This window comes from Pseudomonas sp. GW821-FHT10C09, from assembly GCF_059415465.1.
Map to the genome: position 1 here is coordinate 46,994 of NZ_JBWKNG010000007.1, position 16,689 is coordinate 63,682.

Genomic DNA, 16,689 nt, shown 5'->3' on the forward strand with positions numbered 1-16,689 from the left:
AACTTAACGCTGTGGGCTGTGCTCGAAAGGCCAGTAGTTATTTCCATAAGGAGAAACACCCCATGCGTAAGACTTTAGCTATTGCCTTGATGTTGACCGCTTCCCTCGGTCTCGCTGCTTGCGATAAAAAATCCGAGGACAAAGCTCAAGATGCTACTAAACATGCTGAGCAAGCTCAGCAAGACATGAACAAAGCTCAGGATAAAGTGAACGACGCTGCGAAAGAAAACGCCGAAGCTGCCAAAGCTCAGACTGAATCGAACGAAGCCGCCGCAAAAGAAGCACCTAAGAACTAAATCAGTTTTTAGCGTGATAAAGAAAACCCGCCTAGTGCGGGTTTTCTTTTGCCTGCGATTTGCCCCGCTAGAGCAAAACGGTTCTAAAAGTCGGACTAATCATCAGTAACAATGAACACACGAAACCGATAAACCACACGAGACTGCGCTGCCAGGGCAAATCGCCCCAGTAACACAGCAGGTAAATAACACGTGTGATCACAAAGATGATCGCCAGCAGGTCGATCAGCCATCCCGCCGTTTGCGTGGTGTGCGCCATCAACACCCCCACCGCAAACAATATAAAGGCTTCGAAACAGTTCTGGTGCGCGGCCACGGCACGGGCGCCGAAGCCCGTGAGGTGCGCCTGTTGCTCCCGTGGGGCGTGATTGTTGTAACCGCCCTGCTCTTTCATCGCCTTGGCCACCGGCATGCGGGCCACGTAAATCAGTAATGCGCTGATAAACACACACCAGAACGGAATACTCATCAAGCGACCTCTCTGTTCGCCTCGGGCAAGGGTGCCTCTGTAGGGGTATAGACCATCACGTCGAGAACGTCGGAATGAAACTCCCGGCGATACAACACCAGCACTACGCCGGCACTCATCAGCATGAACAGCCATGGGCTGACGAACCAGGCCAGCATGGTCATGCCGAAATAATAGGACCGCAGGCCGAAGTTGAACTGGTTGGCCGCCATCGAGATGACCCGAGCCGCACGAGCGGCAAAGGCTTTGCGTTCCTGTTCGGAGACGTGGCGCTCACCCACCATCGGCGCCGAGCCCACCAGAATCGCCGCGAAGTTGTACTGGCGCATGCACCAGCTGAACGTGAAGAACGCGTAGACAAACACCAGCGCCAGGCACAGCAACTTGATCTCGGACATGCCCTGGGACGCCTGTTGCACCATCGGAATATCCGCCAGCAACGACACCGCCCTTTCGGACGCACCGAGCACAGTGAGAATGCCGGCCAGGATAATCAAGGTGCTGGAGGCGAAGAACGAGGCGTTGCGCTCCAGGTTGCCGATCACGCTGGCGTCGGCGATGCGGTTGTCGCGCAGTAGCATGCGGCGCATCCAGTCTTCGCGGTACAGATGCAACACACTGGCCAGGCACGCGGTGTCGCGGCCCTTCCACGAGGCGTACCGGGTGTAACCGCCCCAGCAGATGACAAACCAGAGCGCGGCGAGGATATGGATGATGTTGGCGTGGATGAACGACATGCAGGTCCTTGTGATGTGTTTAAGAAGCACCGAGACCTGTGGGAGCGAGCCTGCTCGCGAAAGCAATTTATCAATCAACATTGTGTTGTTTGACACTCCGCTTTCGCGAGCAGGCTCGCTCCCACATAAGGTCTTTGCAGTGCTTCGACGTTAGCTCAAGGAAAAAGACACTGCACTGACTCCAAAAAAAATGCCCCGTATCGATTGATACGGGGCATTTCTGTTTCTGCTTGATGGCCCGCTTGTGGCGGGCCGTTCAGCGACTCAAGCCAGCGCTTCTTCGCGCTTGCCCAGCAGGCGATCGCAAACCACTGCGACCACCAGGGTCATGACGCACGGCACCAGCCACGCCAGGCCTTGCTCGCTCAGCGGCAGGTGCGACAACTGAGTCGGCATCCAGTCCGCCAGACCTGCGCCCTTGAGCGCGTCGATCAGGCCGAAGATGAACGACACCAGCATCACCGGACCAACGATGCGGCCCTGCTCATGCCAGAAGTCCTTGCAGAAGCTCAGCGCTACCAAGGCGATGCACGGCGGGTAAATCGCGGTCAGTACCGGGATCGAGAACGCAATCAGCTTGGTCAGGCCCAGGTTGGACACAAACAAGGAGAACACCGCCAGGATGATCACCAAGGTCTTGTAGGACAGTGGCAGCACACGGCTGAAGTACTCGGCGCAGGCACAGGTCAGACCTACCGCAGTCACCAGGCAAGCCAGCGAGATCAGCACCGCAAGGAAACCGCTGCCCAACGAACCGAAGGTGTGTTGAACGTAGGCGTGCAAGACCGCAGCGCCGTTGGTTGCACCGGCGGCCACTTCATGGCTGCCCGAACCGAGGCGGAACAGGCTGATGTAAACCAGTGCCAGACCGACGCCGGCAATCAGCCCGGCAATGATCGCGTAACGAGTGATCAACACCGGCGATTCAACACCTCGGGAGCGGATCGCGTTGACGATGACGATGCCGAACACCAAGGCGCCCAAGGTATCCATGGTCAGGTAACCATTGATGAAGCCTTGGGAGAATGGTGCCGCTACATATTCAGGCGTGGCCTGGCCAATATCACCGGCCGGCAACGCGAACGCGGCAATGCCGAGTGCTGCCAGGGCGATGATCTTCATCGGTGCGAGGAAACGTCCTACGGTATCCAGCAAACGGCCGGGATACAGCGAGATGAAGAATACCAGCAGGAAGTACACCGAACTGTAGAGGAACAGTGCCAGCGGGCTCTCGCCGGTCAGCGGCGCCAGGCCTACTTCGAACGACACGGTCGCGGTGCGCGGTGTGGCGAACAGCGGGCCGACGGCGAGGTAGCACGCGGCAGCCAGCAAACCACCGGCGATTTTGCCGATCGGGCTGCTCAGGGCATCCATCGCACCACCGACTTTCGCCAGCGCGACAACCGTTATCACCGGCAAACCGACTGCTGTGATCAAAAAGCCCAGCGCCGCCATCCAGACATTAGGCCCGGACTGCAAACCGACGATAGGCGGGAAGATGATGTTGCCAGCCCCGACAAACAGGGCAAACGTCATAAAACCAAGTGCCAGGATGTCCTGGCCTTTCAACACTTTCATTAAGGAAATACCACACTACTGAATCGGAATTTAGAGAGGGATTTCCCTGTGGGGTGAGGGAAATGCTGTCGGTCCGTATAGGACCAACCCTTTAGCGCGTAGCAACCTTGTGGGTCGCGGACGCAAAAATGGCGGCTAGCCTAACGAATTTGGCCTGGAAACGCACTGTTAGAGGGCGAACTATCCGATACGCGACGTTTCTGTGTCGCGTTTTTGCATGTTAATGGTTGTCGCCTGTAAGTCCGCCTTCGCGAGCAGGCTCGCTCCCACAGGAGATCTTCAATGAACACACCATTTGTGAACACCCGAGATCAAATGTGGGAGCGAGCCTGCTCGTGAAGGGGCCGGCGCTAACAACACACATGCCAGAAACGACAAAGGCCACCCGAAGGTGGCCTTTGTTTGGTGAAGCGTGAATTAAGCGCGAGGCTTACTTCATCGCCCAACCGGTCAGCTCGGACAAAGCCTTGCCGATGTCTGCCAGCGAACGCACGGTTTTAACGCCTGCGTCTTCCAGGGCAGCAAACTTCTCGTCTGCAGTGCCCTTGCCGCCAGAGATGATTGCGCCAGCATGGCCCATGCGCTTGCCCGCAGGGGCAGTCACACCAGCGATGTAGGAAACAACCGGCTTGGTCACGTGTGCCTTGATGTAGGCAGCCGCTTCTTCTTCAGCCGAACCGCCGATCTCACCGATCATGACGATCGCTTCGGTCTTCGGGTCTTCCTGGAACAGCTTCAGGATGTCGATGAAGTTCGAACCCGGGATCGGGTCACCGCCGATGCCGACGCAAGTCGACTGACCGAAACCGGCGTCAGTAGTCTGCTTCACAGCTTCGTAGGTCAGGGTGCCGGAACGGGAAACGATACCGACCTTGCCTGGCAAGTGAATGTGACCTGGCATGATGCCGATCTTGCATTCGCCTGGAGTGATCACGCCTGGGCAGTTAGGGCCGATCAGGACTACGCCCAGCTCGTCGCACTTAACTTTAGCGTCCAGCATGTCCAGGGTAGGAATGCCTTCGGTGATGCAAACGATCAGCTTGATGCCGCCGAATGCTGCTTCCAGGATGGAGTCCTTGCAGAAAGGAGCTGGAACGTAGATCACGCTGGCGGTGGCGCCAGTGGCAGCTACAGCGTCTTTCACGGTGTTGAACACTGGCAGACCCAGGTGCTCGGTGCCGCCTTTGCCCGGAGTTACGCCGCCAACCATCTTGGTGCCGTATTCCAGAGCTTGCTGGGTGTGGAAACTACCTTGCGAACCGGTAATACCCTGGCAGATAACTTTGGTGTCTTTATTGATCAGGACGCTCATTATTTGCCCTCCGCAGCTTTAACGACTTGTTGAGCAGCGTCGGTCAGGCTGGTAGCAGCGATGATGTTCAAACCGCTTTCTGCCAGTACTTTAGCGCCCAGCTCAGCGTTGTTGCCTTCAAGGCGAACAACAACCGGGATTTTCACGCCGACTTCTTTCACTGCGCCGATGATGCCTTCGGCAATCATGTCGCAACGAACGATGCCGCCGAAGATGTTGACCAATACTGCTGCGACGTTAGTGTCGGACAGAATGATCTTGAACGCTTCGGTAACGCGTTCTTTGGTAGCACCGCCGCCCACGTCGAGGAAGTTGGCTGGTTTGCCGCCATGCAGGTTGACGATGTCCATGGTACCCATGGCCAGGCCAGCACCGTTGACCATGCAACCGATGTTGCCTTCCAGTGCTACGTAGTTCAGTTCGAACTTGGCAGCGTGCGCTTCGCGCGGATCGTCTTGCGACGGATCGTGGAAAGTCTTCAGCTTAGGCTGACGGTACATGGCGTTGGCGTCGATGTTGATCTTGGCGTCGAGGCAATGCAGATCGCCGTCAGCCTTGATCACCAGCGGGTTCACTTCCAGCAGAGCCAGGTCGTGATCCTTGAACAGCTTGGCCAGACCTACGAAGATCTTGGCGAACTGAGCAACTTGCTTGCCTTCCAGACCCAACTGGAATGCCAGCTCGCGACCCTGGAATGGCTGAGCGCCAACCAGTGGATCGATAGTGGCCTTCAGAATTTTTTCTGGAGTGTCGTGAGCGATTTTCTCGATGTCCACGCCACCTTCGGTGGAAGCCATGAACACGATACGACGGCTCGAACGGTCAACGACAGCGCCCAGGTACAGCTCTTTAGCGATATCAGTGCACGATTCAACCAGGATCTTGGTGACTGGCTGACCATTGGCGTCAGTCTGGTAAGTCACCAGACGCTTGCCCAGCCACTGCTGTGCGAATGCCTTAGCGTCTTCTTTGCTGCGAACCAGCTTGACGCCGCCCGCTTTACCGCGACCACCAGCGTGGACCTGGGCTTTGACAACCCACTCGGTGCCGCCGATTTTGTCGCAAGCTTCTGCTGCTGCTTCCGGGGTGTCTACTGCGTAACCGGTGGAAACTGGCAGGCCGTATTCAGCGAACAGCTGCTTACCCTGATACTCGTGAAGATTCATGCTTATTACCGTCTTCGTTAGGTACTGCGCATTCGGTGCTGCACTTGTTCAAGTGCCGCACCACCTGTGACTGCTGCTTGCGTAGCCTTTCCGGACAACCGGTGCAACTACGCAAGACTGCGTCCAGCGGATATTCCGCGGTGAGTCTTGCATGCAAGGCTCACGACGGGCCATACCGCCGTGGTTTCTTATTGTCTCTTAACGCTTCTTGCGGTTGGCGATGTGAATGGCGCCGCCATTCACTGCCAGAGCAGCTTCGTGCAAGGCTTCAGACAGGGTCGGATGGGAGAAAACCATCATGCCCAGGTCTTCAGCGCTGGTGCCGAATTCCATGCCGATCGCGCCCTGCTGAACCAGTTCTGCAGCGCTCGGGCCAATCACGTGGACGCCCAATACGCGGTCAGTCTTGGCATCGGCGATGACTTTGACGAAACCGCCGGTGTCGTTGGCTGCCATGGCACGGCCACTGGCTGCGAACGGGAAGGTGCCAACGTTAACTTCAACGCCTTCAGCCTTCAAGGCCTGCTCGGTTTTACCCACCCACGCGATTTCCGGGTGAGTATAAATAACCGAAGGGATCAAATCATAGTTCATCTGGGCTTTGTGGCCCTTGATGCGCTCGACGACCATGATGCCCTCTTCCGAGGCCTTGTGTGCCAGCATCATGCCGCGAACCACGTCACCAATGGCGTAGACGCCCGGTACGGTGGTGGCGCAGTGATCATCAACGTGCACGAAACCGCGCTCGTCCAGGGTCACGCCGCAATCAGCGGACAGCAGATCAGTGGTCACCGGACGGCGACCAACGGCTACGATCAGCTTGTCGAAAGTGATGGTCTGTTCGCCGTTGGCATCGGTGTAGTTCACGACAACTTCGTCGCCGTTCACTTTGGAACCGGTCACACGAGCGCCCAGCTTGATGTCCAGACCCTGTTTGGTCAGGGTTTTCAGCGCTTCCTTGGAAACGGCAGCGTCAGCGGCCATCAGGAAGGTGTCCAGCGCTTCGAGAACGGTCACTTCTGCGCCCAGGCGGGACCAGACCGAACCCAGTTCCAGACCGATAACGCCAGCGCCGATCACGCCCAGACGCTTAGGCACGGACTGGAATTCCAGCGCGCCAGTCGAATCGACGATCACATTCTGGTCAACCGGAGCTGGCGGAATGTCGATCGGACGCGAGCCTGGAGCCAGGATCACGTTCTCGGCTTCAATGATTTCTACCGAACCGTCAGGCTTGGTAACTTCGACTTTCTTGCCGGCCAGCAGCTTGCCGTGACCCTCGATGGAGGTCACACCGTTGGCTTTGAACAGGGTGGCAACACCCGAGGTCAGGCCTTTGACGATGTTGGCTTTACGGCCAACCATGGCCGCCACGTCCATGGTCACGCCAGCGTGATTGATACCGTGGATCGCGAAGCCTTCTTTGGCTTCCTTGTATTTCCAGGAGCTGTCCAGCAGCGCCTTGGATGGAATGCAGCCGACGTTCAGGCAAGTACCGCCGAGGGCCAGTTTGCCCTCTTTGTCGGTGTACTTCTCGATGCAGGCGGTGGTGAGACCCAGCTGAGCTGCTTTGATGGCAGCTACGTAGCCGCCAGGGCCCGCGCCGATCACTACTACGTCAAATTTCTGCGACATTCAAAAAATCCTCTTTTTTGCAAGCTTGAAGCCGCAAGCCTCAAGCCAGACTGCCCTTTCGTGCAGACTGGAGCTTGAAACCTGCGGCCGCTTCTATCAGATATCCAGCAACAAACGAGCCGGATCTTCCAGCAGGTTCTTGATGGTAACCAGGAAGGTCACAGCTTCTTTGCCATCGATCAGACGGTGATCGTAGGACAGAGCCAGGTACATCATCGGACGGATAACGACCTGACCGTTGATCGCCATCGGGCGCTGCAGAATGTTGTGCATGCCCAGGATAGCCGCTTGCGGCGGGTTGACGATCGGGGTCGACATCATCGAACCGAAGGTACCACCGTTGGTGATGGTGAACGTGCCGCCGGTCATTTCGTCCATCGACAGTTTGCCGTCACGGGCTTTCTTGCCGAAGGTAGCGATGCCGCCTTCGATTTCAGCCAGGCTCATCAGTTCGGCGTTACGCAGAACCGGTACCACCAGGCCACGGTCGCTGGAAACAGCAACACCAACGTCGGCGTAGCCGTGGTAAACGATGTCAGCACCGTCGATCGAGGCGTTGACAGCCGGGAAGCGTTTCAGCGCTTCGGTGGCCGCTTTCACGAAGAACGACATGAAGCCCAGGCGTACGCCGTTGTGGGACTTCTCGAACAGGTCCTTGTACTTCGAACGCAGGGCCATGACTTCGGTCATGTCGACTTCGTTGAAAGTGGTCAGCATCGCCATGTTCGACTGAGCTTCTACCAGACGCTTGGCCACGGTAGCGCGAACGCGGGTCATCGGAACGCGCTTCTCGATGCGGTCGCCAGCGGCGAACACAGGAGCAGCGGCAGCAGGAGCAGCAGCCTTGGCAGGCGCGGCAGCCGGAGCGGCTTTCTTGGCAGCAACCGCTGCAACCACGTCTTCCTTGGTCACACGACCGCCTTTGCCGGTACCGGCAACGGAAGCGATGTTGATGCCGTTTTCTTCAGCCAGCTTGCGAGCAGCCGGTGCAGCAACAGGATCGTCTTCGCCTTCAGCGGCTGGAGCAGCAGCTTGTGCAGCGGCCGGAGCAGCAGCGGCAGCCGGGGCAGCAGCAGCGCCGCCCGCTTCGATGGAGCCCAGGACTTCGTCGGACAGAACGGTGTCGCCTTCGTTCTTGACGATAGCGCCCAGTACGCCGTCAGCAGTCGCCAACACTTCCAGCACAACCTTGTCGGTTTCGATGTCGACGATCAGGTCGTCACGCTTTACAGCGTCGCCCGGTTGCTTGTGCCAAGTGGCAACGGTGCCATCGGCAACCGATTCCGGGAAGGTGGGGGCTTTGATTTCGATAGCCATTATCTGTGGGTCCTTAAATTCGGTTTCAGGTGCGCGAAGGCGTTAAACAGTAAAGGCGTCTTGCAGCAGTTTTTCCTGCTGCTCAGCGTGCATCGACGCATAACCACAAGCAGGTGCAGCAGAAGCCTCACGACCCGCGTACTCGAGTACGAGAGACTTGTTGAGATTGCTGATGCTACGACGCAAGTGGTGTTGGCTGCAGTACCAGGCACCCTGGTTCATCGGCTCTTCCTGACACCAGACGGCATGTTTGGCGTTGGTGTAAGGAGCCAGGACTTCTTTCAAGTCGTCCTCAGGGAATGGGTACAACTGCTCGATACGCACGACGGCGATGTCGTCACGACCTTCGGCACGGCGTTTTTCCAGCAGGTCGTAGTAGACCTTGCCGCTACACAGAACAATGCGCTCGACCTTGGACGGGTCTTGGGCATCGATTTCCGGGATCACGGTCTGGAACGAACCTTCGGCCAGATCTTCCAGGGTCGAAATAGCCAGTTTGTGACGCAGCAGCGACTTCGGAGTCAGAACGATCAATGGCTTGCGCAGCGGGCGAATCACCTGACGACGCAGCAAGTGGTAGATCTGAGCCGGCGTGGTCGGTACGGCTACCTGAATGTTGTGCTCGGCGCACAGTTGCAGGTAACGCTCCAGACGCGCCGACGAGTGCTCCGGACCCTGACCTTCATAACCGTGCGGCAGCAGCATGGTCAGACCGCAGAGACGGCCCCACTTGTGCTCGCCACTGGTGATGAACTGGTCGATAACCACCTGGGCACCGTTGGCGAAGTCGCCGAACTGGGCTTCCCAGATCACCAGCGCCTCAGGCGTGGTGGTCGAGTAACCGTATTCGAACGCCAGCACGGCTTCTTCGGACAGGAACGAATCGTACAGGTCGAAACGTGGCTGGCCCTTGTACAGGTTTTGCAGCGGGACGTAGGTACCCGCGTCTTTCTGGTTGTGCAAGACAGCGTGACGGTGCGAGAACGTACCGCGACCGATGTCCTGACCCGTCATGCGAATCGGGTGACCTTCGAACGCCAGGGTCGCGTACGCCATGGTTTCGGCGTAACCCCAGTTGATCGGCAGGCCGCCGGCTTGCATTTTCTGACGGTCTTCGTAGATTTTCGCGACCTGGCGCTGAACCACGAAGCCTTCCGGAATTTCCAGCAGCTTGGCGGACAGTTCCTGCAAGGTTTTCAGATCGAAGCGAGTGTCGTGACGTGCGGTCCAGGCGTGGCCCAGATACGGACGCCAGTCCACGAACAACTCTTTGTTCGGCTCTTTGACCAGGCTTTTTACAACATGCAGACCGTTGTCCAGCGCATTGCGGTATTCATCGACTTTCGCCTGAACACGCTCTGCGTCCAGCACGCCGCCCTGAGTCAGACGATCGGCATACAGCTCACGGGTGGTGCGCTGCTTGGTGATCTGCTGATACATGATCGGCTGGGTGCCGCTTGGCTCGTCGGCCTCGTTGTGGCCACGACGACGGTAGCAGACCAGGTCGATTACCACGTCACGCTTGAACTGCATGCGGTAGTCGATGGCCAGCTGGGTCACGAACAATACGGCTTCCGGATCATCACCATTCACATGGAGGATCGGCGCCTGGATCATTTTCGCAACGTCGGTCGCGTACTCGGTGGAGCGCGAGTCCAGCGGGTTGCTGATGGTGAAACCGACCTGGTTGTTGATCACGATGTGAACAGTACCGCCGGTCTTGAAACCGCGGGTCTGCGACATCTGGAAGGTTTCCATGACCACGCCCTGACCTGCGAATGCAGCGTCACCGTGGATGGAGATCGGCAGAACCTTCTCACCGGTAGGGTCGTTACGACGATCCTGACGGGCGCGAACCGAACCTTCGACCACCGGGGAAACGATTTCCAGGTGGGACGGGTTGAACGCCATGGCCAAGTGAACTTCACCGCCGGCGGTCATCACGTTGGACGAGAAGCCCTGGTGGTATTTAACGTCACCGGAACCCAGCTCGACCTTCTTCTTGCCTTCGAACTCGTCGAACAGCTCGCGCGGGTTCTTGCCGAAGGTGTTGACCAATACGTTCAGACGACCACGGTGGGCCATGCCGATGACGATTTCCTTGGTGCCGTAGGAACCGGAACGCTGGATCAGCTCGTCGAGCATCGGAATCAGGCTCTCGCCGCCTTCCAGACCGAAACGCTTGGTACCCGGGTATTTGGTGCCCAGGTATTTTTCCAGACCTTCGCCGGCGGTGACGCGCTCGAGCAGGTGGCTCTTGATGTCGGCGGAGTAAGTCGGACGGCCGCGTACGCTTTCCAGACGCTGCTGGAACCACTGGCGCTGCTCGGAATCGGTGATATGCGTAAATTCAGCGCCGATGGTGCGGCAATATGTCTGCTGCAACGCTTCGTGAATTTCGCGTAGGCTCGCCTCCTCTTTGCCGATGAACAGGTCGCCGGCACGGTAGGTCGTATCAAGATCGGCATTGGTCAAGCCGTAATGATTGATTGACAGGTCTGCAGGTGCAGGACGCTGCCACAGCCCCAGCGGATCAAGCTGGGCTGCCTGGTGGCCACGCATACGGTAGGCCTGGATCAATCGCAGTACTTCAACTTGCTTCTTCTCGTGCTCACTGCTCACGCTGCCGGCGGAAACCGGTTGTGCGCGGCGCTGGTTCTTTGCCAGCAAGACGAAATGATCGCGAATTGTGGAGTGCGAAACATCGGTGGCAGTGTTGCCGTCAGCCGGCAACTTCTGAAAGTAGGTGCGCCACTCTTCTGGCACAGCGTTAGGGTCGTGCAGGTAGAGCTCGTAGAGCTCTTCCACATAGGCAGCGTTACTACCGGATAGGTAGGCGCTGTTCCACATGCGCTGCATCACGCTTTCTTGCATGCTTGGTCACCCTCGGTTAGGGGAACACCACCGGCGTCGACACCGAGCAAACTTGCAGAAGTCCGAATGCAGCGACCAAAACAAGCCACTTAGGATCACGCTGATAGTCCGGGTACCAGCCCGGATGCCCCTGCTTGTCTCATTTCTTCAAAATAAGAGCCGCAGCTTTATGGGCTGCTGCTCAGGTTAAGACTACGGCGCCGGTTGAAGCCTGCGCCGTAGCATCTTCGGTACAACGGTCTTGCAGTTACAGCAGCTGAATCACACGCCGCTTTGCAGCAGCATGTTACGTACGTGACCGATGGCCTTAGTCGGGTTCAGGCCTTTCGGACAGACGTTGACGCAGTTCATGATCCCGCGGCAGCGGAATACGCTGAACGGGTCATCCAGCGAAGCCAGACGCTCGGCAGTCTTGGTGTCGCGGCTGTCTGCCAGGAAGCGATACGCTTGCAGCAGAGCAGCTGGACCCAGGAACTTGTCCGGGTTCCACCAGAAGGACGGGCAAGAAGTCGAGCAGCAAGCGCACAGGATGCACTCGTACAGACCGTCAAGCTTTTCACGCTCTTCAGGGGTCTGCAGACGCTCGATGGCCGGAGCCGGCGTGTCGTTCTGCAGGTATGGCTTAACCTTCTCGTATTGCTTGTAGAAGATGCTCATATCGACGACCAGGTCACGGATAACCGGCAAACCTGGCAGCGGACGAACGATCAGCTTGTTACCTTTTACGACAGAAGACAGCGGCGTGACGCAGGCCAGACCGTTTTTGCCGTTGATGTTCATGCCGTCGGAACCGCAAACACCTTCACGGCAAGAGCGACGATAGGAGAATCCTTCGTCCTGCTCTTTGATCAGGGCCAGTACGTCCAGCACCATCAGGTCTTTACCACCGGTATCGACCTGGAATTCCTGCATGAACGGCGCGGCGTCCTGATCAGGGTTGTAGCGATAAACACTGACTTGCAACATGGCGGCCACCCTTAATAAGTCCGAATCTTAGGTTCAAAAGTCGGAACAGTCTTCGGCGAGAAGTTCACAGCACGCTTGGTTACGCGCTTGTCACCCGGGAAGTACAGGGTGTGGCACAGCCAGTTTTCGTCGTCGCGGTCTTCGTAGTCTTCACGGGCGTGAGCGCCGCGGGACTCTTTGCGGATCTCTGCAGCGATGGCAGTGGCTTCGGCCACTTCCAGCAGGTTCTGCAGTTCCAGCGCTTCGATACGAGCGGTGTTGAACGCCTGGCTCTTGTCGTTGATCTTGACGTTGGCGATACGGCCACGCAGGTCAGCGAGCTGGGCGATACCCTTCTGCATGTATTCGCCGGTACGGAACACACCGAAGTAGTTCTGCATGCAGCTTTGCAGTTCTTTACGCAGGGTAGCGACGTCTTCACCTTCGGTACGCGAGTTCAGGCCATCGAGACGAGCCAGGGCTGCGTCGATGTCGGACTGGCGAGGGCGAGCGTAGTCGACGCCTTCTTTCAGGGTCTGTTCCAGGAACAGGCCGGCGGCGCGACCGAATACCACCAGGTCGAGCAGCGAGTTGCCGCCCAGACGGTTGGCACCGTGAACCGATACGCACGCCACTTCGCCTACAGCGAACAGGCCAGGAATGATCTGGTCTACGCCTTCGGCGTCCTGGGTGATTGCCTGGCCATGAATGTTGGTGGCAACGCCGCCCATCATATAGTGGCAGGTTGGAACGACCGGAATCGGCGCCACGGCTGGATCGACGTGAGCGAAGGTCTTGGACAGTTCCATGATGCCTGGCAGACGGCTGTGCAGAACTTCTTCACCGAGGTGATCGAGTTTCAGCATTACGTGGTCGCCATCCGGACCGCAACCGTTGCCGGCGATGATTTCCTTAACCATCGAACGGGCAACTACGTCACGACCAGCAAGGTCTTTGGCGTTCGGAGCATAACGCTCCATGAAACGCTCGCCGTGCTTGTTGATCAGGTAACCGCCTTCACCGCGGCAGCCTTCAGTAACCAGTACACCGGCGCCGGCGATGCCGGTTGGGTGGAACTGCCACATTTCGATGTCTTGTACCGGCACGCCAGCACGCAGAGCCATGCCGACGCCGTCACCGGTGTTGATCAGGGCATTGGTGGTGGACGAGTAGATACGACCTGCACCGCCAGTCGCCAGAACGGTGGCGTTAGCGCGGACGTAGGAGGTTTCGCCGGTTTCGATGCAGATGACGATCATGCCGACAAAGGCGCCGTCTTCGTTCTTCACCAGGTCGACGCCGTAGTATTCGTTGAGGAATACGGTGCCGGCCTTCAGGTTGGCCTGGTACAGGGTGTGCAGCAGCGCGTGACCGGTACGGTCGGCAGCAGCGCACGTACGGGCAGCCTGGCCACCTTTACCGAAGTCTTTCGACTGACCGCCGAACGGACGCTGGTAGATGCGGCCCTGTTCGGTACGGGAGAACGGCAAGCCCATGTGCTCGAGCTCGAAGACCGCTTCCGGGCCTACGGAACACATGTATTCGATAGCGTCCTGGTCACCGATGTAGTCGGAACCCTTGACGGTATCGTACATGTGCCAGCGCCAGTCATCGTTCGGATCTGCCGAGGCGATGGCGCAGGTGATGCCACCCTGGGCGGATACAGTGTGCGAACGAGTCGGGAAAACCTTGGTAACTACGGCAGTCTTGTGACCACCTTGTGCCAGCTGCAGCGCAGCGCGCATGCCAGCACCGCCGCCGCCAATGATGATGGCGTCGAACGAAAGCGTATTAACTGTAGTAGACATGAATCAGATACCCCAAAGAATCTGCACACCCCAGACGAAGTACGCGAACATCGCGACGCCGCATACTGCCTGGAAGAGGAAACGTATTGCAGTCGCGGACTTGCCGAACGCCATTGGCGTCAGGTAGTCGGTCGCGATGGTCCACATGCCGACCCAGGCGTGAGCGCCGAGGGCAACGAGAGCCAGGAGACTGAAAATACGCATCCAGTTGCTTGCGAACAGTTCATGCCATTGGGCGTAGCCGATGCCAGGATGGGCAACGACGTATCCGATCAGGAAAATGAAATAAGCCGCGAGAACGACCGCAGACACACGTTGTGCCATCCAGTCATAGAGGCCCGAACGCGACAGGTTCGTGACGTTAGTTACCATATCCAAACTCCTGCCAGAACGATTACCACCACGGAAACGGCGATAACGATTTTCGAGCCCAGTTTGCCGCCTTCAAGCGACTCGCCGATGCCCATGTCCATGATCAAATGGCGCACACCGGCTACCAGGTGATACAGCAAGGCGGACAGGATTCCCCAAATCACTAGCTTGGCTAGCGGACTGGTCAGACACGCTTTCACCTGACCGAAGCCTTCCTCGGAGCTCAGCGACTTGTCCAATGCATAAAGCATGATGGCCAGGCTGACAAAGAGGATGACACCGGAGATTCGGTGAAGAATGGACGTGTAAGCAGTGACTGGGAGTTTGATGGTCCTTAGGTCTAGGTTTACAGGTCGTTGGCTATTCACGGCTTTTTTTCACACTGAAGAGCCCCTAACAATCAGGGCAAAGTTGTTGGGGAGTGCACTGGTCAGGTACCCACCACCCAGGGAGTGCGACCCCCAATAAAGCAGGCCCAAAAGCCCCTGGCGGTCGGAGGCCGAGTATAGACAGTTAGGCTACTAATGACAACGCGTTCACCTTCCCCTAATAGCTGATTGCACAAGTTGGATAAAAGGCGTAAATGGCAGTCAATTTCGAGGAAAAAGTCCGGTTAAAGCCTTCTGGAGCAAGACTTTAGGCAAATTGACATTCGAATTTATCTCACTATAGTGGTGCGGGCCCTGCGTGGGGGGTCTGTCTGATGATTTCAAGCATAAATAGGAGGCCACATGGCTGACAAAAAAGCGCAGTTGATCATCGAGGGCGCAGCCCCCGTCGAGCTGCCCATTTTAACCGGCACCGTTGGTCCCGATGTTATCGATGTTCGGGGCCTGACGGCCACGGGCCGTTTCACCTTTGACCCTGGTTTCATGTCGACAGCTTCCTGCGAGTCGAAGATCACCTATATCGACGGCGACAACGGCATTCTGTTGCACCGCGGCTACCCGATCGAACAGCTGGCTGAAAAGTCGGACTACCTGGAAACCTGCTATCTGCTGCTCAACGGCGAATTGCCGACCGCAGAACAGAAGGCCCAGTTCGTCAGCACCGTGAAGAACCACACCATGGTTCACGAGCAGCTGAAGACCTTCTTCAACGGCTTCCGTCGCGACGCCCACCCGATGGCCGTCATGTGCGGTGTAGTCGGCGCCCTCTCGGCCTTCTACCACGACTCCCTCGACATCAATAACCCGCAGCATCGCGAAATCTCCGCGATCCGCCTGGTTGCCAAGATGCCGACCCTGGCAGCGATGGTTTACAAGTACTCCATGGGCCAACCCATGATGTACCCGCGCAACGACCTGACGTACGCGGAAAACTTCCTGCACATGATGTTCAACACCCCGTGCGAGATCAAACCGATCAGCCCGGTGCTCGCCAAGGCCATGGACCGGATCTTCATCCTCCATGCCGACCACGAGCAGAACGCATCGACGTCTACCGTTCGTCTGGCCGGTTCTTCGGGTGCCAACCCGTTCGCCTGTATCGCCGCCGGTATCGCTGCACTGTGGGGTCCTGCCCACGGCGGTGCGAACGAAGCCGTTCTGACCATGCTCGATGAAATTGGCGATGTCTCGAACATCGACAAGTACATCGCCAAGGCCAAGGACAAGAACGATCCGTTCAAACTGATGGGCTTCGGTCACCGGGTTTACAAAAACCGCGACCCACGCGCTACCGTCATGAAGCAGACCTGCGACGAAGTACTGAAAGAACTGGGCATCAACAACGATCCGCAACTCGAACTGGCCATGCGCCTGGAAGAGATCGCACTGACCGACCCGTACTTCATCGAGCGCTCGCTGTACCCGAACGTCGACTTCTACTCGGGGATCATCCTCAAGGCGATCGGCATTCCAACCAGCATGTTCACCGTGATCTTCGCCCTGGCGCGGACTGTCGGCTGGATCTCCCACTGGAAAGAAATGCTCTCCAGCCCGTACAAGATTGGCCGCCCGCGCCAGCTGTACACCGGCTACGAGTCGCGTGACATCACCAAGCTGGAAGACCGCAAATAAGACCTGTCTTGCGATAACGTCTTAGCTGCACCGGAAACGGCCTCTATTTATATAGAGGCCGTTTTTGTTTGTGCCTGCACTATCGTCATCGCGAGCAGGCTCACTCCTATAGGGGCCAGGCGTCGCACACATAACCCCTGTAGGAGCGAGCCTGCTCGC

General features: G+C 57.6%; 14 protein-coding genes. 2 read left to right on the top strand and 12 right to left on the bottom strand.

Annotated elements, in window-relative coordinates; genetic code table 11:
* Positions 1-62 precede the first annotated feature (62 nt).
* The gene (locus AC07N8_RS08645) at positions 63-296 is read left to right on the top strand and encodes a hypothetical protein (protein WP_483840816.1); all 234 of its coding nucleotides are present in this window, start codon (positions 63-65) and stop codon (positions 294-296) included.
* Positions 297-363: 67 nt separating this feature from the next.
* On the opposite strand, the gene AC07N8_RS08650 is transcribed toward AC07N8_RS08645, so the two are convergent.
* From AC07N8_RS08650 to sdhC, 12 genes are all read right to left on the bottom strand, one after another.
* Positions 364-765: an MAPEG family protein gene (locus AC07N8_RS08650; RefSeq protein WP_483840815.1), complete on the bottom strand. Its 402-nt coding sequence runs from the start codon at positions 763-765 to the stop codon at positions 364-366.
* Entirely contained in the window at positions 765-1,502 is a 738-nt protein-coding gene (locus AC07N8_RS08655; RefSeq protein WP_493143081.1) for a DUF599 domain-containing protein, read from the bottom strand. The genes AC07N8_RS08650 and AC07N8_RS08655 overlap by 1 nt, the downstream gene beginning before the upstream one ends.
* Before the next feature lie 264 nt (positions 1,503-1,766).
* Positions 1,767-3,080, bottom strand: coding sequence for a branched-chain amino acid transport system II carrier protein (brnQ, locus tag AC07N8_RS08660; protein ID WP_493143083.1), 1,314 nt, complete (start codon positions 3,078-3,080; stop codon positions 1,767-1,769).
* Between the two features lie 430 nt (positions 3,081-3,510).
* Positions 3,511-4,392 (bottom strand): succinate--CoA ligase subunit alpha, encoded by an 882-nt coding sequence (gene sucD, locus AC07N8_RS08665; RefSeq protein ID WP_027922418.1) that lies wholly within the window; start codon positions 4,390-4,392, stop codon positions 3,511-3,513.
* The gene (sucC, locus tag AC07N8_RS08670; RefSeq protein ID WP_007898980.1) at positions 4,392-5,558 is read right to left on the bottom strand and encodes an ADP-forming succinate--CoA ligase subunit beta; all 1,167 of its coding nucleotides are present in this window, start codon (positions 5,556-5,558) and stop codon (positions 4,392-4,394) included. The genes sucD and sucC overlap by 1 nt, the downstream gene beginning before the upstream one ends.
* A gap of 198 nt (positions 5,559-5,756) precedes the next feature.
* On the bottom strand, positions 5,757-7,193 hold the full coding sequence (lpdA, locus tag AC07N8_RS08675) for a dihydrolipoyl dehydrogenase (RefSeq protein WP_483840812.1): 1,437 nt from the start codon (positions 7,191-7,193) through the stop codon (positions 5,757-5,759).
* A 96-nt stretch (positions 7,194-7,289) separates the two neighbouring features.
* Complete coding sequence (gene odhB, locus AC07N8_RS08680) at positions 7,290-8,510, bottom strand: 2-oxoglutarate dehydrogenase complex dihydrolipoyllysine-residue succinyltransferase (protein ID WP_033056077.1); 1,221 nt, start codon at positions 8,508-8,510, stop codon at positions 7,290-7,292.
* A gap of 42 nt (positions 8,511-8,552) precedes the next feature.
* The gene (locus tag AC07N8_RS08685) at positions 8,553-11,384 is read right to left on the bottom strand and encodes a 2-oxoglutarate dehydrogenase E1 component (protein WP_483840811.1); all 2,832 of its coding nucleotides are present in this window, start codon (positions 11,382-11,384) and stop codon (positions 8,553-8,555) included.
* 261 nt (positions 11,385-11,645) lie between these two features.
* Positions 11,646-12,350: a succinate dehydrogenase iron-sulfur subunit gene (locus tag AC07N8_RS08690; RefSeq protein ID WP_010456852.1), complete on the bottom strand. Its 705-nt coding sequence runs from the start codon at positions 12,348-12,350 to the stop codon at positions 11,646-11,648.
* An 11-nt stretch (positions 12,351-12,361) separates the two neighbouring features.
* Positions 12,362-14,137, bottom strand: coding sequence for a succinate dehydrogenase flavoprotein subunit (sdhA, locus tag AC07N8_RS08695; protein ID WP_007945135.1), 1,776 nt, complete (start codon positions 14,135-14,137; stop codon positions 12,362-12,364).
* Positions 14,138-14,140: 3 nt separating this feature from the next.
* Positions 14,141-14,509 (bottom strand): succinate dehydrogenase, hydrophobic membrane anchor protein, encoded by a 369-nt coding sequence (sdhD, locus tag AC07N8_RS08700; RefSeq protein ID WP_027922414.1) that lies wholly within the window; start codon positions 14,507-14,509, stop codon positions 14,141-14,143.
* Positions 14,503-14,877, bottom strand: a complete 375-nt coding sequence (gene sdhC, locus AC07N8_RS08705; protein ID WP_027922413.1) for a succinate dehydrogenase, cytochrome b556 subunit — start codon at positions 14,875-14,877, stop codon at positions 14,503-14,505. Before sdhC ends, sdhD begins: the two co-directional genes overlap by 7 nt.
* 363 nt (positions 14,878-15,240) lie before the next feature.
* On the opposite strand from sdhC, the gene gltA reads away from it, so the two are divergent.
* Positions 15,241-16,530, top strand: coding sequence for a citrate synthase (gene gltA, locus AC07N8_RS08710; protein WP_017337241.1), 1,290 nt, complete (start codon positions 15,241-15,243; stop codon positions 16,528-16,530).
* Positions 16,531-16,689: the final 159 nt, after the last annotated feature.